Annotated in this window: 24 protein-coding genes; 22 read left to right on the top strand and 2 right to left on the bottom strand. The window is 48.3% G+C overall.

What is annotated here, in order from left to right:
- Window positions 1-43 precede the first annotated feature (43 nt).
- The 14 genes from ACYVI1_RS16325 to ACYVI1_RS16260 all read left to right on the top strand — a co-directional run bounded on the left by ACYVI1_RS16325 (window position 44) and on the right by ACYVI1_RS16260 (window position 12,239).
- Window positions 44-1,057 (top strand): oxygenase MpaB family protein, encoded by a 1,014-nt coding sequence (locus ACYVI1_RS16325; RefSeq protein ID WP_460911697.1) that lies wholly within the window; start codon window positions 44-46, stop codon window positions 1,055-1,057.
- A 42-nt stretch (window positions 1,058-1,099) separates the two neighbouring features.
- Window positions 1,100-2,506, top strand: a complete 1,407-nt coding sequence (mnmE, locus tag ACYVI1_RS16320) for a tRNA uridine-5-carboxymethylaminomethyl(34) synthesis GTPase MnmE (RefSeq protein ID WP_460911696.1) — start codon at window positions 1,100-1,102, stop codon at window positions 2,504-2,506.
- A 243-nt stretch (window positions 2,507-2,749) separates the two neighbouring features.
- Window positions 2,750-3,316: a helix-turn-helix domain-containing protein gene (locus ACYVI1_RS16315; protein ID WP_460911695.1), complete on the top strand. Its 567-nt coding sequence runs from the start codon at window positions 2,750-2,752 to the stop codon at window positions 3,314-3,316.
- On the top strand, window positions 3,313-4,425 hold the full coding sequence (locus ACYVI1_RS16310; protein WP_460911694.1) for a tyrosine-type recombinase/integrase: 1,113 nt from the start codon (window positions 3,313-3,315) through the stop codon (window positions 4,423-4,425). Before ACYVI1_RS16315 ends, ACYVI1_RS16310 begins: the two co-directional genes overlap by 4 nt.
- A 10-nt stretch (window positions 4,426-4,435) precedes the next feature.
- Window positions 4,436-5,395, top strand: a complete 960-nt coding sequence (locus ACYVI1_RS16305) for a hypothetical protein (RefSeq protein ID WP_460911693.1) — start codon at window positions 4,436-4,438, stop codon at window positions 5,393-5,395.
- 117 nt (window positions 5,396-5,512) lie between these two features.
- Window positions 5,513-5,893, top strand: coding sequence for a helix-turn-helix domain-containing protein (locus ACYVI1_RS16300; RefSeq protein ID WP_460911692.1), 381 nt, complete (start codon window positions 5,513-5,515; stop codon window positions 5,891-5,893).
- A complete protein-coding gene (locus ACYVI1_RS16295) occupies window positions 5,886-6,161 on the top strand; it encodes a hypothetical protein (RefSeq protein WP_460911691.1) in 276 nt (91 codons plus the stop codon). Before ACYVI1_RS16300 ends, ACYVI1_RS16295 begins: the two co-directional genes overlap by 8 nt.
- A 70-nt stretch (window positions 6,162-6,231) precedes the next feature.
- Window positions 6,232-6,423 (top strand): hypothetical protein, encoded by a 192-nt coding sequence (locus ACYVI1_RS16290; RefSeq protein WP_460911690.1) that lies wholly within the window; start codon window positions 6,232-6,234, stop codon window positions 6,421-6,423.
- Between the two features lie 201 nt (window positions 6,424-6,624).
- The gene (locus tag ACYVI1_RS16285; protein ID WP_460911689.1) at window positions 6,625-9,078 is read left to right on the top strand and encodes a DUF3987 domain-containing protein; all 2,454 of its coding nucleotides are present in this window, start codon (window positions 6,625-6,627) and stop codon (window positions 9,076-9,078) included.
- Window positions 9,079-9,247: 169 nt separating this feature from the next.
- Entirely contained in the window at window positions 9,248-9,505 is a 258-nt protein-coding gene (locus tag ACYVI1_RS16280) for a hypothetical protein (RefSeq protein WP_460911688.1), read from the top strand.
- Window positions 9,502-9,951 carry a hypothetical protein gene (locus tag ACYVI1_RS16275; RefSeq protein WP_460911687.1) on the top strand — a complete coding sequence of 150 codons (450 nt, stop codon included), beginning with the start codon at window positions 9,502-9,504 and terminating at the stop codon, window positions 9,949-9,951. The genes ACYVI1_RS16280 and ACYVI1_RS16275 overlap by 4 nt, the downstream gene beginning before the upstream one ends.
- A 766-nt stretch (window positions 9,952-10,717) precedes the next feature.
- Window positions 10,718-11,149, top strand: a complete 432-nt coding sequence (locus tag ACYVI1_RS16270; RefSeq protein WP_460911686.1) for a hypothetical protein — start codon at window positions 10,718-10,720, stop codon at window positions 11,147-11,149.
- Window positions 11,150-11,213: 64 nt separating this feature from the next.
- Window positions 11,214-11,408, top strand: coding sequence for a hypothetical protein (locus ACYVI1_RS16265; RefSeq protein ID WP_460911685.1), 195 nt, complete (start codon window positions 11,214-11,216; stop codon window positions 11,406-11,408).
- A gap of 288 nt (window positions 11,409-11,696) precedes the next feature.
- Window positions 11,697-12,239, top strand: coding sequence for a hypothetical protein (locus tag ACYVI1_RS16260; RefSeq protein WP_460911684.1), 543 nt, complete (start codon window positions 11,697-11,699; stop codon window positions 12,237-12,239).
- Window positions 12,240-12,426: 187 nt separating this feature from the next.
- Here ACYVI1_RS16260 and ACYVI1_RS16255 read toward each other — a convergent pair whose 3' ends face one another.
- Window positions 12,427-12,786, bottom strand: a complete 360-nt coding sequence (locus tag ACYVI1_RS16255) for a response regulator (RefSeq protein ID WP_460911683.1) — start codon at window positions 12,784-12,786, stop codon at window positions 12,427-12,429.
- Window positions 12,787-12,842: 56 nt separating this feature from the next.
- Here ACYVI1_RS16255 and ACYVI1_RS16250 point away from each other — a divergent pair, with 56 nt between their 5' ends.
- The 3 genes from ACYVI1_RS16250 (at window position 12,843) to ACYVI1_RS16240 (ending at window position 15,325) form a co-directional block, all read left to right on the top strand.
- Window positions 12,843-13,601: a transposase gene (locus ACYVI1_RS16250; protein WP_460911682.1), complete on the top strand. Its 759-nt coding sequence runs from the start codon at window positions 12,843-12,845 to the stop codon at window positions 13,599-13,601.
- Window positions 13,602-13,616: 15 nt separating this feature from the next.
- Window positions 13,617-14,318, top strand: a complete 702-nt coding sequence (locus ACYVI1_RS16245; protein WP_460911765.1) for a transposase — start codon at window positions 13,617-13,619, stop codon at window positions 14,316-14,318.
- Window positions 14,319-14,875: 557 nt separating this feature from the next.
- Window positions 14,876-15,325 carry a nuclear transport factor 2 family protein gene (locus tag ACYVI1_RS16240; protein WP_460911680.1) on the top strand — a complete coding sequence of 150 codons (450 nt, stop codon included), beginning with the start codon at window positions 14,876-14,878 and terminating at the stop codon, window positions 15,323-15,325.
- A 445-nt stretch (window positions 15,326-15,770) separates the two neighbouring features.
- Here ACYVI1_RS16240 and ACYVI1_RS16235 read toward each other — a convergent pair whose 3' ends face one another.
- Window positions 15,771-16,118, bottom strand: a complete 348-nt coding sequence (locus ACYVI1_RS16235) for a LytTR family DNA-binding domain-containing protein (protein WP_460911679.1) — start codon at window positions 16,116-16,118, stop codon at window positions 15,771-15,773.
- A gap of 397 nt (window positions 16,119-16,515) precedes the next feature.
- Between ACYVI1_RS16235 and ACYVI1_RS16230 the strand changes: the two genes are divergently transcribed.
- From ACYVI1_RS16230 to ACYVI1_RS16210, 5 genes are all read left to right on the top strand, one after another.
- The gene (locus ACYVI1_RS16230) at window positions 16,516-16,722 is read left to right on the top strand and encodes a hypothetical protein (protein WP_460910638.1); all 207 of its coding nucleotides are present in this window, start codon (window positions 16,516-16,518) and stop codon (window positions 16,720-16,722) included.
- A gap of 150 nt (window positions 16,723-16,872) precedes the next feature.
- Complete coding sequence (locus ACYVI1_RS16225) at window positions 16,873-17,373, top strand: hypothetical protein (RefSeq protein WP_460911678.1); 501 nt, start codon at window positions 16,873-16,875, stop codon at window positions 17,371-17,373.
- 166 nt (window positions 17,374-17,539) lie between these two features.
- Complete coding sequence (locus ACYVI1_RS16220) at window positions 17,540-18,160, top strand: hypothetical protein (protein ID WP_460911677.1); 621 nt, start codon at window positions 17,540-17,542, stop codon at window positions 18,158-18,160.
- A 238-nt stretch (window positions 18,161-18,398) separates the two neighbouring features.
- Window positions 18,399-18,638, top strand: a complete 240-nt coding sequence (locus ACYVI1_RS16215) for a hypothetical protein (RefSeq protein ID WP_460911675.1) — start codon at window positions 18,399-18,401, stop codon at window positions 18,636-18,638.
- A gap of 131 nt (window positions 18,639-18,769) precedes the next feature.
- Window positions 18,770-18,937: a lmo0937 family membrane protein gene (locus ACYVI1_RS16210; protein ID WP_460911674.1), complete on the top strand. Its 168-nt coding sequence runs from the start codon at window positions 18,770-18,772 to the stop codon at window positions 18,935-18,937.
- Window positions 18,938-18,958 lie beyond the last annotated feature (21 nt).

Raw genomic sequence — 18,958 nt, 5'->3', positions numbered from 1 at the left:
TCGCTTCTACGCGTCGTTATGCGTTTAGAACTTCCCTGCCACGATGCCAACACGGATTAAACCTTCCCGCACTTTTCCCAATCAGTTGTTAGACCATTACCGGCAACAGGGCGATGCCCCTGCCGATGCAGTCATTACGGCGGTAGTTGACGCCGGAGGTCCCGCCGGGTTGCGCTCACTGATGGGCTGGCTGGCCAACCCAGCCGATGGTTCAACCGTTGGCCAGCATCCGTCCGTACAGAATTTTTTTGTGACGTGTGCCGCCCTGCCCACCTGGGCTGATCCAGCCCGAATGAAGCGGGGCATGGCTTTTTTTCAGAAACATGCACAGCAAATCGGGTTAGTACTGGGGTTTTTCTCGTTGCCCTACACCTATCTGGGAGCCTATGGCGTACAGGTGCTCTGGTTAACCGAACGAATTAAAAACGATACCGCACGCCGATTACAGGAAACCGGTGAGTGGGTATTTGCTGTCAATAATTCCAACGAATGGGCTACGGGGAAAGCCATCACCAAAACCCTGAAAATTCGCCTGATTCATGCGGGGGCAAGGTGGTTTTCGCTGCACAGCAGCCGATGGACGATGGCGTGGGGTTACCCTGTCAATCAGGAAGATATGGCGGGAACGAACCTGGCCTTTTCATACATTGTGCTGCTTGGATTACGCAAACTGGGCGTAGCCGTAACGGAGCAGGACGAGGAAGATTACCTGCATCACAGCAACGTGGTTAACTACCTCATTGGTGTAACCGAAGAACTCCTGCCCCAAAACCTCCGCGAAGCCTACGTGCTGAGCCAAACCATTGCCCGGCGGCAGTTTGCCCCCTCCGAAGCGGGCGTAGGCCTGACCCGTTCGCTGCTGAAGGCCATCGTGGGCCTGATCAGCCAGCAGGCAAACCGAAAAGACCGGACCGAAACCCTCCGGAACCTCACAGTCGGTGAAATGCGTTTCTTCCTCGGCGATGACTATGCCAACTGGCTCGGCCTGCCAAACGCGCCTGTTGAAAAGCGATTGGCAGGGTTAGTTAGTCGACTGCCTATTTTTCCCAACCTGTAGAAACGCAAGGTGTTACGTCTCTACAAACCTCAAAGCACAAACTTGTACCAGTTAGAACCTATTGCTGCCTTAGCTACTGCGCCGGGAATCGGGGCCATTGCTGTTATTCGGGTGTCGGGCGAGGAAGCTATCGAGATTACTAACCGTATTTTTCGGGGGAAAGACCTCACCCGGCAGGCGAGTCACACCGCCCATTTTGGTACGCTGCGAAATCGGCCCCACCCCGGCCTACCCAACGCATCGGGCGACGGAAGCATTATCGACGAGGTGCTGGTAACGGTTTTCCGGGCGCCAACGTCATTCACCAAAGAAGACGTTGTCGAGATTTCGTGTCATGGCTCAGAGTTTATCATCCAGCAGATTCTGCGTCGGCTCTCGCAGGAGGGCGCGAGGCTGGCCCGACCGGGTGAGTTTACCCAACGGGCTTTCCTGAACGGTCAGTTTGATTTGGTGCAGGCCGAAGCCGTTGCCGACCTGATTGCCTCCGATTCGGATGCCAGCCACCGGGCCGCCCTCACCCAACTGCGTGGGGGATTTTCCCGACAACTGAAGGACCTCCGTCAGCAACTGATTGATTTTGTGGCTTTGGTTGAGTTGGAACTTGATTTCGGGGAAGAGGATGTGGAGTTCGCCCACCGCGACCGACTCCGGCAACTCATGCTGGATATTCGGCGGGTATTGCATCCCTTAATTGACTCATTTTCAACCGGAAATGCTATAAAAAACGGCGTGCCCACCGTGATCGTTGGTAAGCCCAATGCGGGTAAATCGACGTTGCTGAACGCCCTGCTGAATGAAGAAAAAGCCATTGTTTCCGATATCCCCGGCACCACCCGCGATGTTATTGAAGACGAGCTATTCATCGATGGCATCCGGTTTCGGCTCATCGACACCGCCGGGCTGCGACAGGCCACTGACCAGATTGAGGCCATCGGCATTGAGCGAACACAGCAGAAAATGCGCGATTCGGCCTTAGTTATTTATCTGTTTGATGGAAAGAACGTTGATCCTGTTGACTTGCAGACGGCAATTGCTGAAATACGCTCATCGGGCAAGCCGTATCTGCTGGTGGGGAATAAACTCGATGCCATTACAGACGCCAGGAAGCAGCATCTGGAGACCATTGCCACTGAAAAAATAGCCTGGATTTCAGCCGCTCAACAAACGCATTTAGATGAACTGAAAGCGGCCCTCTCGGCCCGCGTGCGTACTGATGCCGCTGTGCAGACAGGCAGTGCGGTTGTGACGAATGCGCGTCATTACGAACACCTTACTGGCACAGACGATGCACTCGTGCGGGCCATCACCGGCCTGGATACAGGCGTTACGCCCGACTGGCTGGCGATGGACCTCCGTGTGGCCCTGCAGCACCTCGGTGAGTTAACCGGCGAAATCACCACCAACGATTTGCTGGAGTCAATTTTCAGCAAATTCTGCATTGGAAAGTAACCGCACTTACTAACCCGATTGCATTCTGCTACTGTATAGTACCTAAAGCCCTGATAATGGGATTTTTCTATTCTGTATACTATCAGTTTATTAAGTTATAGTGTTCGTTTGTTCAGTAAATATTTGTACCTTCGTTGTATCTCCATACCGGGCTTTTAGTAGATGCCCGTTTTTTAGGCGAAATTATGGCACAAGCTGACACGTTCATACCGTGTACGACACTAACCGGCAAATACTTACATTATGAGCACCAACATTCGAGTTAAACGTATCTGCCAGCAGTGTGGTAAAGAATTTGAAGCCCGGACAACGGTAACAAAAACCTGTAGCGATACCTGCGCCAAGCGAGCCTACAAAGCTCGTCAGCGAGCCGCAAAAGTTGAGGTGAGCAATGAGCAGACGAAGCAGGTAAAAGCGAAGCCACTCGAAGATTTACGCCAGTATGAGTTTCTGACGGTCGATGAATCAGCCCGGCTCATTCGGATTAGCCGCCGTAGTCTGTACCGGCTCAACGAACGGGGAGAACTGCCCTTTGTTAAACTTAACCGCCGTACTGTAATTCGACGCTCAGACATTGACCGGCTATTTGACCGACCCGCCGAACTTATGCAGCAAAGCCGACCTGCCCCGGTTGCGCTGGTCGATTGCTACACCATGAAAGAGATACGGGAGAAGTACGGAATTTCCGAAAAAGCATTGTATTCGCTAATCCAGCGCAACGAGATACCTAAGCGGTACAGTGGCCCATATGCCTATGTGCCAAAGGTCCGTATTGATGAATTACTGTCTACCACGCCCATGCAGCCATGATTAAAGTCCACCTGCGTAAGAAGCCAATCAGTGACGGGCGTACCAGCCTGTACTTAGACTACTACCCTCCTATTCCTCATCCCGACACGGGCAAATCGACCCGGCGCGAGTTTCTGGGGTTGTATCTATTCAATAGGCCAAAGACCCCGGCTGACAAAGAGCAGAACAGCGAAACGCTGGCCCTGGCTGAAACCATACGGGCCAGACGGCAAATCGAGGTCCAGAATGGAGCGTATGGATTCCTCTCAAAAAAGAATCTGAATACCTGTTTTGTGGCCTATTGTGAAGGATTAGCCGCTCAGCGCACGGGCAGCAATAAAGACGGCTGGGACAGTGCCCTGCATTATCTACGGGACTTTACAGGCGGTTCGCTCAAGGTATCCAGTCTGACGCCAAAGAAGTGCCGGGATTTTCGGGCTTACATGATAGGCGCTCTGAGCCAGCGCAACAATGAGCCACTGGCTATTAACTCTACGGTCAGTTATTTTAACAAGTTCAAGGCTGCCCTGAAACAAGCCTATAAAGATGGGCTGATAAGCACTGACCTTAACGCGAAGGTAGATAGTATCAAACCCGAAGAGACCCGGCGCGAGCATTTGACCTTAGCCGAATTACAGGCTCTTGTGCAGACAGACTTACCCGCTCTGCCTGTACTCAAACAAGCGGCCCTGTTTTCAGCTCTCACAGGGTTACGCTACTCCGACATTGAAGCCCTGACGTGGGGAAAGATTCGCTATGATTCCCTAAGCGGCTACACGATTGATTTCCGGCAGGAGAAGACTGAAGGTGTAGAATACATGCCGGTTTCGGAACAAGCGGTTTTGTTGCTGGGAGAACGGTCGGCAGACGACCAGCCCGTACTACCCGGCTTGATGTATTCAGCTCACTGGAACGAAAAATTAAAGCAGTGGGTCAAGGAGGCCGGGATTAAAAGGCCGATTACCTTCCACAGCTTCCGCCATACCTATGCCACGCTGCAATTGTCACTTGGAACGGACATTTACACGGTCTCCAAGATGCTGGGGCACCGCGATCTGAAGACTACGCAGATTTACGCTAAAATCATTGACCAGTCTAAGCGGGATGCTGCCGACCGCATCAAGTTATAAGTCCACTCTTATGTCTGTTTCCGTCAAATTCACGAGAATTGTCCAAGAGGCTGTCTCCCCTAAATTACCGGGAATATTTTCTATGCTGGATGGTCCAGATGCCAATATAGACCCGGCACTCGACAGCATAATTAACTGGTTTGAATTACCCCCATACGAAAAGGCATTAGCTTATTACAAAAGTGCTCATCTGGAAGAAGATACCAACATCGAGCCGATGACAGTAACTTACTGTTACATTTGGATACTTAAAGAATTTAAAGATGAGGTTAACATAAACAGGCTTGTCGTGGACGACCAGGCCGAATACTTGAGACGTCTACATGAATTTTTTGAAGGTTTGGAGGAGGCAAAAGAAGCCTATTTGTCTGAGATTGAGAAGTTGAAAAGCTTACCTGATGCCGTGACTATTGGCTACTCCACGCAGATAGATATTTTCTGCCGGGCTGCAAAAGGTGCCGTTGAAGTAATTGAGAAAGGCTCAGAGTATATAAACGCACTTACCATTGTACACCACCCCACCAAGAATAATACTGAAGCCGAAGCGAAAGATGATAGAAACTATTGGAAGGACAAAGAAAATAAATTCAACGATATGCTTTTAGATGAGGTAAAACGCTTCTTCATGTTATTGGCGAATACTAACAACAAAGATGGCCGCCCGTTTTTAAGTGAAAGTGACGTTAATCTTTTTATTAAACGAGCATTTGCTAAAGAAGTTGAAATTGATCTCTTAACATTAGATGTAGCACATGGAGACAAGGGGAAAGTGTGTAGTCTTTTCTATATTTTTTTTCACCATTGCACTACGTATCACTACCCCAAAAAAGGCACAATAGAAAAGTGTGCTTATTGCCAGGAAAAGTATATAAAGTTGCTGGCTGAAAATTTTAGTAATTTTTCTATCAAGCAAATTAAAAGCCATTTTAGAAGAAGTAACATATGGACAAACCCTTTGCGTCTATCCTAACTTTTACATAGTTTTTACATCACTCACATAAGTTATTCCATCACTTACATCTGAATAAAGATAGTCATTTACGCCCTCTAATATTGCTCAGCGCATTAGAAAAGTGCATTGAGCAATATGGAGATCTTACCTATTACTTTTGAACAACTCCCGGCCGCAATCTATGAATTGGGTCGCAAAGTAGACGACTTGACCGGCCTGTTAAAGACAATGGCTGCTCAGCAACACCCCCCCGCTACCCGTCACTTCGACGTGCGCGAATTGTGTGCATACTTGCCCGACCGACCCGCCGTATCGTCGGTCTATGGCCTTGTTCAAAGAGGTGAGATACCATTTGGGCGTCGTGGGAAAAAATTAATTTTCTATCAGCCCGACATCGATTTGTGGTTGGCAAGCAAGAGGGCCAAAACAACCGCCGACTTATCAGCCGTAGCCGAAAAGTACCTAAGTAATAGGACGATTTTGTCGCGTCGGAAGGGCGGGCAGGGCCATGTCTAACTCCTTCAGCCACGTAGCAAGCAGTGGGCAACCCCCAATTTTAGCAACTGCCTGCGCCCGTGAAATCAAGAATGTCGGCGGGCGGATTTGGTATCTTCAAAAGGCGGACTTCGGCCTACAAATTCGGGCTGAAATTGGACAAAAACAAGTCAGAATCGTTCTTCGGCCCCTATCCGGGGAAGGGCCCGCCGTGCCGCTGGAGTCTAATTCTTCTCTGCTCGTCGTCAAAAACATCGACGACCTGCGCGTGTTTCTCGGCGAATTATGAAACATAAACGGGCAGCCGCTGTCCTGCCGCTACCCGTTTAAAAAAAAACTTAATATGACACCCAAAGATAGTGAATCGTTCGGCTCGTTCGTCGGGTCATCAGGTCGTTTATACGTTCGCCAACGTCTCGCGGACGGAAGCGGTTTTAGCGACCGATGCACCGTTTGGGCGACGGTCCAAGATTACGATCAGCGAAATCCTGGACCATTATTTTTCTGCGATGTCTCTGACGCGCTGGCAGATTTTAGTTATGAAGTGCTGATAAATACCGAAAATTTGACCACCTCATGGACAGCCGAGCATGATGAAACGGACACCGGCCTAACACTCGTCCGAAATCTGTGGGCTAATAAATTTATGAAGGCGAGGGGGCGCCAAGGTCATGTCGCCAGAAACTTCTGTTTTTGCTAACGTAAGCCCCACATCGTTCAAGGGCGATTTTACGTTTGAAACCGCAATGCGGATGGTTCGAAGTAAACGATTTGAACCAGAAACTAACTACCTGAGAACCCTAACCGATGCCGACGAAGCCAGGATTTATAAAGCCGGTCGGCAAGATGAGCAAGGACGTTTAATCGAGCCGGGGCACTTCTACGGAATGACGGTAGCGGGTGTGTTCAAGGGCGGTAAAACGGCGGCACACCTGGAAAGGCTGAGCGGGCTGATCTGTATGGACATTGATGGTCTGACCGCTGAGCAGGTAATGGCATTAATCGAGAAGTTACGCACCGATGAACTTACCTACGCTTGCTTTATCAGCCCCTCAGGAAACGGCGTAAAATGGATCGTCAAAATCAACATTCAGCACGCCGACGAATACAAGGCGTTCTTTCGTCAGCTTTCGGACTATCTGCATGATTGCTACAAGTTGACACGTAGGGAAGACGTAGCCAAAGGAACGAAACCCCAGATTGATGCCAGCGGGAAGAATGTGGACCGGCTGTGTTTTCTGCCCCACGATCCTAACGTCTATTATAATCCAGATAGTGAAATAATGCCCCTGCTGGACGAATACCAACCAGATAAACAGCAGGAGAAACCGAAGCCCAACCAGCGGACCAGCGAACAATACGAAGCGACCGAAGCTGTAGCGGACAAAACCCGCCTATTAATTAACGACAGCATCAGCCAGTTACACGCGAAAGGAATTGACCTGACCGACTCCTATGATACTTGGGTAGAGATCGGCTTTGCATTTGCCAGTATGGGGGACGAAGGGCGCATCTATTTCCATGAAGTTAGCCGCTTGAACGCCGGGTACAATTATCAGCAATGCGACGCCAAATTTACAGAGTTGCTCAGAAGCCGCAACGGAAGCATAACGATTGGCACGTTCTTTCGCCGTTGCGAGGAAGTCATGGGAAAAACCTGGGAGGGGTCGAGCCGTGAGACAGGAAACGACCCAAAAGACCAAACATCAAGCGATTGGGCTACCCCACAACCGCTGAATACCCCTCTTTTGCCGGTTTTGCCGGTAACCCCCGCTATGCTTCCCGATTCGTTGCGGCCCTGGCTTAGCGACATTGCCAACCGGATGAAATGCCCGCTGGACTTTGTGGCCGCCGGAGCCGTCGTGATGCTATCGGCCCTCATCGGCACGCGGCTCGCCATTAAACCAAAGACGCGGGACGACTGGACCATCGTTCCCAACCTCTGGGGTGCAGTGATCGGTGATCCGAGTACGATGAAAACCCCGTCAATCGCGGAGGTGTTCAAACCGCTCTACCGATTAATAGGCGAATCTAGGGCGGAGTTTGACGCTCAACAGAAAGAGTACGAAGCGCATTTGATGACTTACGAAGTTCAGAAAAAAGTCTACCAAGCCCAGGAGCAGGACCGGTTAAAAGGCAAACCCGTAAGCAGTCCAGTTGCCTTCCCTGACGCTCCCCAGAAGCCCACCGAACGGCGCTTTATTGCCAACGATGCGACAATCGAGAAAATCGCGGAACTACTCAATGAAAACTCGCCGGGCCTGCTGGTTTGGCGAGACGAATTAACCGGGCTATTGGCTGGCTGGGATCGCCCCGGTCGCGAGGAGGATCGGGCCTTCTATTTGGAAGGCTGGAACGGTAACGGCTCGAAAACGGTGGACCGAATAGGCAGAGGTACGATTCATGTAAAAACGCTTTGCCTCTCGTTGTTTGGCGGTATTCAGCCTGCGAAACTTTTAGGGTATTTACAGGCGGCTACCGGTTACGACAACGACGGCTTTGTCCAACGTTTGCAGATGGCTGTTTACCCCGACCGCCCGCACTGGCAGTACACCGACGAATACCCCGATGCTTACGCCCGAGACGCTGCGTTTGCCATTGTTTGCCAAATTGTTGACTCGGATTTTACCAATATCGGCTACGATGCTGACGACTACAACCGCTATCCGTATACCCGATTTGACGATGATGCCCAGGAGGTATTTAAGCAGTGGCTAATTGACTGGGAGACAAATGTACTACCCAATGAAAGCGGGCTACTCTTGGAACATTTCACGAAGTACCGCTCGATGATACCCTCTTTGGCGCTGATCTTTCATGTCGTTAATTGTGCTAGCCAACCCACTCCCGATTTGACTGTGAAACAACTGGTTTCTGAGCAAGCAACGCAGATGGCTGTTCGTTGGTGCGAGTATTTAATGAGCCACGCTCGGCGCATTTATGGGTTACTGGAAACGGCAAATGTGGCAGCCGCCAGAGACTTATTGCGCCACCTAAAGGCGGGTGATTTAAAGGACGGATTCAAGATTCGGGACGTAACCAAAAAAGGCTGGTCTGGTCTGACGACCGCTGAGAAAGTTGAATCAGCATTGACTGAATTAACGAACGCAAACTGGATTCGGGAAGTACAGCCATCGGCTACGACTACCGGGCGACCCGAGGCTCCGCATTACCTCATTCACCCTAAAATTTTTCGGAATGCGTAGGGCACCTACCCGGCAAAACCGGCAGAACTACTTCTGCCGGTTTTGCCGGGTGGTCATTCTAAACATTTTAATAAACATACCAGCCGATGAAGAAGACCACTCCGCAACAACGATGGGCCAGCGAGTACCAGGACAAAGAAGTCTCTGCACATTACTAACCTATTTTTTTATGAAAATAATGACCCCTACCCACCAGAGCGCTACCCACATTTTCTACCAGATCCAGATGGCGGGGCGACTGCTCAACCTGGTTCGCAGCAACCCGACCGGGGAGATCTTCTTCGATGCCGACTCGCTGGCCCTGGGCTATCCCGACACGACGGCTATGCTTGCAAATGAATACGCGCTGGTTACCATTAACAGCTACGCCATCGAGAACGGGAGCCATTCGACTCGCTGGGCTTACGGAACTCCTATCTGGCTATGATACCAATCACCGAAGCCCGACCCCCGGTCGATAAACCGGTCTTCGCCTACCACTGGGCCGACTATTCCTACGCGCCTGGTTTTGGCTGCCACCTCCGAACGCGGGATCGGGGCGATGAGCACCCCCTGCTGACCGACCAGATTACGCTCAGTAAACCCCTGAGCGAACACGAACACCAGATTCATACCATCGCTAGGGCCAGCGACAGCCAACGAACCTGTCGCTGGTGCGTGTTCTGGCATCATACCGAAGCCTTGCCCAATGTCTTTTTCGCAGACGAAAAACAGGGGGATGAGGTATTTCTGCTCCTGTTTTTTCAAACCAAACCCCTGGGTCATACACGAAATTTTCGCCTGATCGTCTGCCCCATCCAAGCTGACCTCCCTAAAGCAGTGCACTTCTGGAAACTCATTGATCAGATCAGGGCCGATCTGCCTTCTATTTAACCGCCCTCCGACAAGAATGAGTACCAAAAAAGTGCGGGTGGAGAAATCGAAGCTGACGTAGCCACTGAGAGTAGTGGTAAAGGCATGTATTAGGAAGACAGTCCCTCCCTCTCTTTTCTCCCCAATATTCCCCCTCTACTGTTCAATTTAACCTATAGTAGAGTTTTATATAGTATTTAAATCAATAAATGCACTGGGTAGATTATATTCCACAACTGTAGGAAGTTTGTTAACCCTATGCTCCCATTGCGGCCTGAAATCAAGAAATAGTTATAGGCATTCTCCAATAAATACATTACTATAGTGATTAGCAGATAGTGATTAGTTGGTTAGAAAGGGGGTATTTTTTTCGCTTATATATATAGCAGATAGCCTATAGTAGTCAGGTACCGGTCTTTTTTTGCCCATCCCGCCTGATTGCTTTTTGGCTGGGGATTAAGAAACCTGCACTTAAAATAATCACCCTTGCTCTAAAAGACTATCTCCCCGTCTGGCGTCGCGGTTACTGGTTTTTTTCCCTCTCCCCGGCTAGTAGAATGACGGAGCAATAAGGAATCCCTTATTGGATGAAGGCCTGATTGTGGACGAACGAAGTGTATGTTTTTGTGACATCGCTGGCAGGCGTATGATGGGGAGGTAATTCAGCAGAGGGAGCCTGTTGGAGAGGGTTACGTAACTATCAAGACCGTTTATAGCGCTGGTTTGCCATAACTTGCGTCGGCTACTGCTTGAATAGTCCGCCGAACAAGCCCGTAGCTTAATTCACATGCATCTGGAAAATCAGGCAGGGGTCAATGGCGATATGGTCTATTTTGAATTAGACCCTTACTGGGACTTGCCGGAATCGGTTGACCTGAATCTCAAACCAGATTACCAGTCTAAGAAGTTTACCTCTCACGAGGATAGCATGAGTCCTACGATTCCAGCGCGGTCCACCTTTTCAGGCCTTCTACTTGATGAGGCTGAGTACGAAACGACACGGGGCGTCGTGTGCATTTTTTACCGGTCGAGTTGGCGAACGCCCCGCGAAATCACTGTGGGTAGGGCCGCCCACATTGACCAGAACGGCATCTACCTCATTCATGATCAAGTAAAACTGGACTCGACAGACCCGAACTGGATGTACATACCCATACCTATGATTGTATTTATGTACAAAGTTCAAACCATTACCCTGACCCTGCCTATACAATTATAAATAGGTCGTTCATTCACAGCAGACACCGTAAAAAAGTAATAACAAACTAAAAATTCATGAACCCATGAGTCACGAAGAATTTGTCAGCCAGCTACGGCTCCTTCTGAATACCTACGGCCTGCGGGATTATGCGCTCTACGCCCGGTTTGCCCAGACTGTTGGGCCTGACGGGAAACTACTGCCCGCCCAACGACTTCTTCGCGCTGCGAGGGCGACGAATGGGTGGCCGAAGAAGCCGCTTATTATATCGGCACCCTGACCGAGAATCAACGGCCCTGAGTAGCTCTAACGGCGTATCATCAACCAACGACCCTGACAGACGGTAGGGTCGTTATTGTTATCCGGTTCTACGAACCGCCTTCTAAACACTCCTAACCGTTTTTTGCCCATCCGCCTAACCAGTTACTCCCTGCATCCATTGCCGGGAAGTGAAATGACCTTTAATTTGACCGCTTGCTCAATATACTTGAACATACGGTAACCCTTGCTGTTAATCTTCTGCCAACTACACTCAGTAGCTGGTTTAACTCAACAAAACTCAACTTCCATGACTGACAACATGAACAGTGCTGGCTTCCCCTCGTCTTCGTCCGAAGGCTCTTCGCGTTTGATGACGGCTATTTATGATAACCGCGACGCGGCTGAGACCGCTTACAACGCGCTGTTAGCTCATGGCTTCTCGAAAGATGATGTGAACATCGTCATGACCGATGAAACCCGTAAACAGCATTTTGACCATCGTGATGCGGATGAGTCTGCCCTGACGGATAAAGCCATGGAAGGAGCTGGCAAAGGCTCCGCCATTGGGGGTACAGTGGGCGCGGTAGCGGCTGCTATTGCCGCTATTGGCACAACGTTGGCGTTGCCGGGCTTGGGCTTACTCATCGCTGGTCCACTAGCGGCTGGCTTAGCCGGTGCTGGAGCCGGTGGCTTAGCCGGTGGCTTGATCGGTGCTTTAGTAAATTCGGGTATTCCGGAAGAAACGGCGAAAGCCTATGAATCGGGTCTAAAAAGCGGTGGCATCGTCGTAGGGGTCCACCCTCGGAATGAAGCCGATGAGCAGTATTTGACTCAGCAGGGCTTTCATTGATCTGTAATCAAATAGACCTGTATACAGTTAGTCATACAAAACCTCTTGAAAATGCCATTGGTGACATAATATGTCGCCAATGGCATTTTTGTACTTTATCTCCTTTCATTGGATGGTGAAATTTTTTAGGAGTTATTGGGAGCCGCACACCGTTTCCAGCATTCCATGATTACGGAAATGGTTTTTTCTAACTCAGCCATTGTGTTCTGCTTGATAAAAAATCCCTGAGCCGACAGACTGTAGGCATTAATAACCATTTTCTGGCTGACAGCCGTGGAAAATAACAGATAAGGAATACACCTGACTTGTAAGGCCGCATCAATCTGTATTTATCCTTCAAAACAAAGCCGTCCAGTCTGGGTATGTTGATATCAGACAAGATCAGGAAGGGGCTAACCGTAGTATCCTGCAAATAATCAAGCGCATGCTGCCCATCAAAAAAATAAAGAACTTCGTTGGTGTAGCCTAACTTTTTAAAAACTTCCGATAGCAGATACTGGTCATCATGGTCATCCTCAATCACGATCACTGGTCCATTTTTATTCATAGCAGATGTGACTGTTGCAAAAGTAACTCATTGAGGGATTAGCCGGTTATTAACTCATGCTAGGCTATCATCCATCGAACACCGCGCTGGTTAAACTTGTGCCAGCCCACCACTTCTACCAGCAACTGCTAAAGGCCGTTGATTTTAGTTTCATTAGACCCTTGTTTGTGCCCTTTTATAGCGCCATCGGACGACCATCTATCGATCCACTGGTGTTTGTTAAGTTCCTGTTAGTAAGCCATCTCGAGAACATTACCTCGGATCGAAAACTGCTCGAACTGGCCAACTTGCATATAGGCACCCGCGCCTTTTTAGGCTATGGGCTAGAGCAGCCTTTACCCTGGCATAGCACCCTGTCCCGGACCCGCCAACGTATCCCGATTTCGGTCTTTGAAACCTGCTTCAGTCACATCGTCGGCTTATGCATTCATAAAGGATTGGTGAGTGGTCATACTCAGGTAGTTGATTCAGCCTATATCAAAGCCAATGCGTCCATGAGTAGCCTGAAGCCTAAACCTTCCATCTGGTCTTCTGAGGCACACTTTACTACGTTAGGTAAACCCAGTGCCCCTCGGCTAACCGCTTCTGAAGATCGCTTACAGCACATTCACCGCTTTCATAGAAATATTAAGAAAGCAGCCCCTAACAAAGCTGGCCAACTTCTCAGCAATCTCACCCATTGTAGTCCCACTGATCCCGATGCCCGGATTGCGTTTAAAACGGGTAAGCCTCGCCAGCTAGCGTATATGGCCAGCGTGAGCATGGATGCTGCCCAACATGTGATCACCCCTATCCAGGCAAGCTCGGCCGACTGACGCGATAGCCGCAATCTGTTGCCCATTGTCGACATGACTCAGGAGCGCTTGAAGCGTTTTGGTGTAGTAATGAGTAATGTAGTGGCCGACGCTGGCTACAGTTCCGGCGAAAACTATGAGCAACTAGAAGAGCGAAGGCTGAACGGCTTCATTCCGCCCCATGGTAAGTACAAAGTTGAACGTTCTGGTTTTCGCTACGATGCCAAGAGTGACAGTTATAGTTGTAGTCAAGGGAACCGATTGGCCTTTGATCGACTGGTCGTTGATAAGCAAGGTAACCCCAAAAAGCGTTACATAGCCAAGGCATCCGATTGTAGAGGTTGCCCTATTAATGAGCAGTGTAAGGGTAAAAAGGCCAGTGAAAAGCGGTTGCATCACACCTATTACAAAGCCCCCTATGAACGAATGGTGGAGCGATTATCGCGTCGATTCGGCAAGCGGATGATGCGGATACGTTCGGCGACGGTTGAGCCGGTTTTAGGTAGTTTGATCAACTATTATGGTTTGCGCCAAATCAATATTAGGAGCCGAGAAACCGCAGCTAAAGTGATGTATGTAGCGGCCATGACCTACAACTTGAAGAAATATCTGCACTTTTATCCGGTTGAACAAAGCGGGATGGTGATCGCTCTACCAGTACCTGATCAGTTTTATTATATACTGCTCTACTTTTGCAACAGCCACTCAAATTATGTTAATGGAATATCCGTAGATTAAGCTCATCCGTCATGAGCAAATTACCCCAAAAATGATAGTTGAGTTATTGTAATATTTGATTGGATAACATAAATAAGTGCAATTTTGTAAAAATAAGTTCATAGTTACACGAAGTACACTTTGTTGTATAATAGATGACCCATGCTACAAGAAAGATCTTACTTTTTGGCCTTTTAGGTCATTCTTGGCTCTGTCAAATACGAAATAAAATGTCACTAAATAAACCGTTTCAAAGTACCCTACCCTACAGCCGCAACGCTTGGCTAGTAGGCTTTCAGGTAGGGTATTCCAAGGGAACTTATGAGCGAGAGCGTTATTGGGGAGCGGCCAACATTCGTATCGCCAAGTTATGAAACGTTTATCATTTCTCAATTCTCCTCTGCTTACCGATCCTTTGACCCAACAAGGCCAATTCCTACCTGTAAACATGTCTTCTACTATAAACCAGTCTATATCATCTGCTAGACCAGTTGCACAGACTGAACGTCTCATAAGCTTTTGGGGTGAACCACTCTAATTTTGTATGCAAATTTTATAAGCCAAAAAAACAGATTATCATGAAACGATCCATCTTTTTAGTAACGCTGCTTATGCAGGCAGCTATCTGCGTTTCTGGCCAATCTACAGACGAAAAAGCCGTACGAAAAACGCTTGATGAACTGGCAATCGCTATGAGAAACAAAGATGTTGCCGAACTCGACCGAATCTACGCCATTGATTACACTTTTGTTAGTCCTTCTTCCGGTGTGTTGTCGAATAAATCGGAGCGCATTGCCGCTGTCAAATCTGGAAAGCCCCTAGAATATCTAGCTTATGAAGACAAAAAAGTTCGTATCTATGGGAAGACGGCTGTAGTTACTACAACCGTTAAGAGTAAGTACGCAAGCCAAGATAGCACCCAGTCTAAAGCAACGTTGACAATGGTGAAAAATAATGGACGTTGGCAAATCGTCGCTGGACATGCAACACCGATTGCAACTAATCAGGCAGGACAGAAATTAAATTGAAAAGTGTTGTGGCTCTTCCATCATCGGGTTTCGGTTTTAGTCGGGGTTTAGAAGTCGGCGGCATAGGCTACCACCTATTTTGTTTCTACCATTCCCTCACCCAATTTAACAACCTTAGTCAAAAACGGTTTAAGCGGAAGAGAAAATAGAATACATAAGTGAGAATACTAAAAAACGGCTTCGCTTGGGGCCGTTTTTTTACTACTTCCTCACTTCCTAAGTTAATGCTCGGCTAATCGGCTTATACTAACAGAATTGCTTTAGAGTTCAAAGCCCGGTTTAAGATGAAACCGGGTTCTTTGTAACCATTTCCTCATAAAATTAAGCGATTGCTGAACCTGTAGGTTTATTTTATGTTGCAATTTTTTCTTTAGGTTAATGGCGTCTAAACCGGCTTCCATGGGGCCGGTTTATATTTAATCGTAGCTGGCCTGTCGGTCTTTAGTTAAAGAAATTGCTTAAGCCACTCGTTGTCCGATAGCTTGAGAGTCTCACATACCTCTTTAATACGCCTGCGGGAGATGGGTAGTTTCGCCCCATCCTTCATCAACATCACCGCCGACTTTGGGCCGGTGCGCTGGCAATTCAGGGCATAGGCAGGGTTGATAAGATGCTCTCGATGGATACGGATAAAGTCTGGGAGTAAGGGAGCGTAGTGGGCCAATGTCCGGGACGTCAATTTTTGCCGACCCTTTGTAAGGTGAAACCAGGTGTAATTGCCTTCCCCGTCCAGATACTGAATGTCCGACACCGCCACCTTCAGACCGGGCAATCTAAATAGTTGAGCATCCATGCCATTGATAACTCAGGCAAGTAACTACTTGTTTGTTCGGCTAACCGTGTACGTACTGCCTTCAGCCTATCCTCATCATTCGCTTCTGACTTAATTGGCCCAAGACGTTCCGTTAGCTAAAATCCTCATTTTTGTAGAATCTTATACACATATTATGTAAAAGAAATTACCTACTGAGTAGATAGTAAATCTGATTTAGTAACAATTAGTGGTGTGAGGGATCGGCCTTTAAAGTAGTTTAAACCTTATTTTTTTGTGTAAATACAGGAAAGCCATTACAGGATTAAACACGGCAATTGTACTCGGCAAACATATTGCATCTATAGGTAAATACCACCATTCCTTTTTAAAGTTATATATACGTTAAAAAAGGATTTATTAACTCGGTTCAATGCTTATGCGACAGACATTGGTTATCCTGGCAGTCATCATGGGGAGTCTTGCTAGCTTGTTTCTGTACTGTGCGGCCCTCATTGATTGGGTGCAGGATTACAGAACAGGCATCTACGCCAAAGACTATACCGAGGCCGTCGTCGAAACCTCAGCCATTTTTATTTACTCCTACACGGGCTATAGGTTTCTTAGATGGAGAACCGCACACTAACACTTACTAGAGTGAGTCGATAAAAAATGGGCTGGTTACTGACTGGCCTTTTTTTGGCAACTAACACAACGGCAGGGAGTGGTAGCCAAGCGACGGCTTCAAGGATTGGCAGGTGGATTTCTCAGTTTATCAACGTTCATACTTAAAGCGATGGGACACTTTGCAGCAAAACGGTCTGCCTATTGGCTGACCCTAACGCTGGGGCTGATGGGGCCTCATGCACACGGCCAGCGCCCTCCTTTTGAGGGGGCCAATGTGATTTTAATTACCACCGACCTGGCCGATAAGCAAACCTATCAGGCGATTACTCAGGTACTGACCGAGCAATCCATTACCTTCTCGGCTGCCAGTGATGGTTTGTTGCTTAACTCGTCCATAAAACCAGTTGATGGACACCAAACCATTGTTTTTGCTGGTCAGGTGTCAGTCAGGTCGGGGCTGGTGAAACTAACCGGTCGGCTGTACACCCCGGAGCAGGTGGCTGGAGAGGATAAATTAAGTGCTGGCCAAGTGCTGCCCATTGCCTATAGCAAACGAAAAAACTCCCTTCAGCGGGCAGGCTTTTTGTACCTTAATGAACTGGCCAAAAAATTACAGGCTCATTTCCGGGGCGTGATCTTCTATAAGGTGGAGCAGAACCTCGCCTTGTAGACTACTGGAGAGGTACCCCTAAAACAATACCACCATTGGGTCAATCAACCAGTGTATTGACTGAGTGAGTTTTTTTCTTTCCTTAAATTGTTGCCCCTCTAACAAATCCGTCCAGATGAGGTTGTTGAGGGTAGTCTATTTTACTTCATTTTAAAAATCGTTTACTATGAACTCATTTTCCAAACTCCTTTTGGCTACGCTGTTGAGCGGGGCTGTCTTTTCCTCATGCAGCCGTCCAGTGGCCTATTTCCAGCCTACGGCACGGCAGCAAATTCAAGTGACCTCAACGCAAACCTCTGCGGTGGTAGTTACACCAACGGAAGCGAACCCATCAACGTTATTGGAGGAGGCATCGCCTACTGTAACGGTTTCTTCCCCTCAACCAGTGGCCGGGGTGCCACCAATAACTCAGGCTAATCAGGCTATACGGCAGATAGAGACGTATGTACGCAACGATAGCAAGCTGGCATCGAATAAAAAGGTAGTCCAGCGTATGGCGCGGATGAGCAAATTATTAGCAAGTCCAACCGCCCAGGCGGCTATGGCGACAAAGACCGCCACGGCTCAAAAAACGACGTTATTTCAGCGGCTAATACTCAAGAAACTGGATAAGAAAATAAAAAACCAGTTGGCACCTGAGCGTACCATGGCTAAATCCCTGTTGACCATCGGTCTAATTGTCGGCGTAATAGGTCTTATTCTGCTCCTGCTTAATGTTGCCTCCCCGTTAGGGTTAATTGCCTTAATTGTCGGGTTAGTTCTTGTTCTGGTCGATCTGTTGCGATAGGTGACGTAGACAGGCTTACCACTATGGAGTATTAAACTATAGGTTTAGGTAGATGCCTTACTAACACAGGGCATTTACACTATCCCAATGAACTAGGTTGTGGAGAATGGTAATTAGTTTGCCGGGAACGGGATAGGGTAGTTGTATTGCTGTGGCTAACTTTGACTAGTCTTGTTGTACATTTTCAGGGTTTTAAGTATTGAAATTTTATATACGTTTAACGTCTACAGCCGTGAAAATGAATACCCAATCCTTGATAAACCTGGAGGTTAGCCTTGAAGAGTTAGTCAACGCTTTTAAGCAGCTTCCTGCCAACCAATCGGGTCAGCAACAGCATCATGCTATTAAATTCGCGCTCATCGACGATTATGGCAACCCCTGTGAGCGTGAACTGCTATTTCGCTGGAACCAACCGCACAACGACTGGGAGTTGAATACGAAAGGGCATGATTTACTGATTACAGCCTCTGTCCGATAAGTGCTTAGAGCACCTTTAATAGCGCACCAAGTGAGTAACTAAGTAGTTTACGAAGTAAAACGCATAACATCGTCGGACAGAAATAGTTATTACATTAATGCACCTAATTTTACCTTAACTAACTTACCAACATGGGCAATATCTTATATACCATCGCCGTCGTGCTGATTATCATCTGGCTACTGGGCTTCTTAGGCGTTTTGGGCGCGGGTATCGGCAGCAGCGGTCTAATTCATGTGCTTCTGGTCATCGCGGTTATTATGATCGTGCTACGGCTGATTCAAGGCCGAAGCGTGTGACCAGAGGTGGATTGTAAACAG

The organism is Spirosoma areae (assembly GCF_054781775.1).
This window is presented reverse-complemented; position numbering and strand designations above follow the sequence as displayed.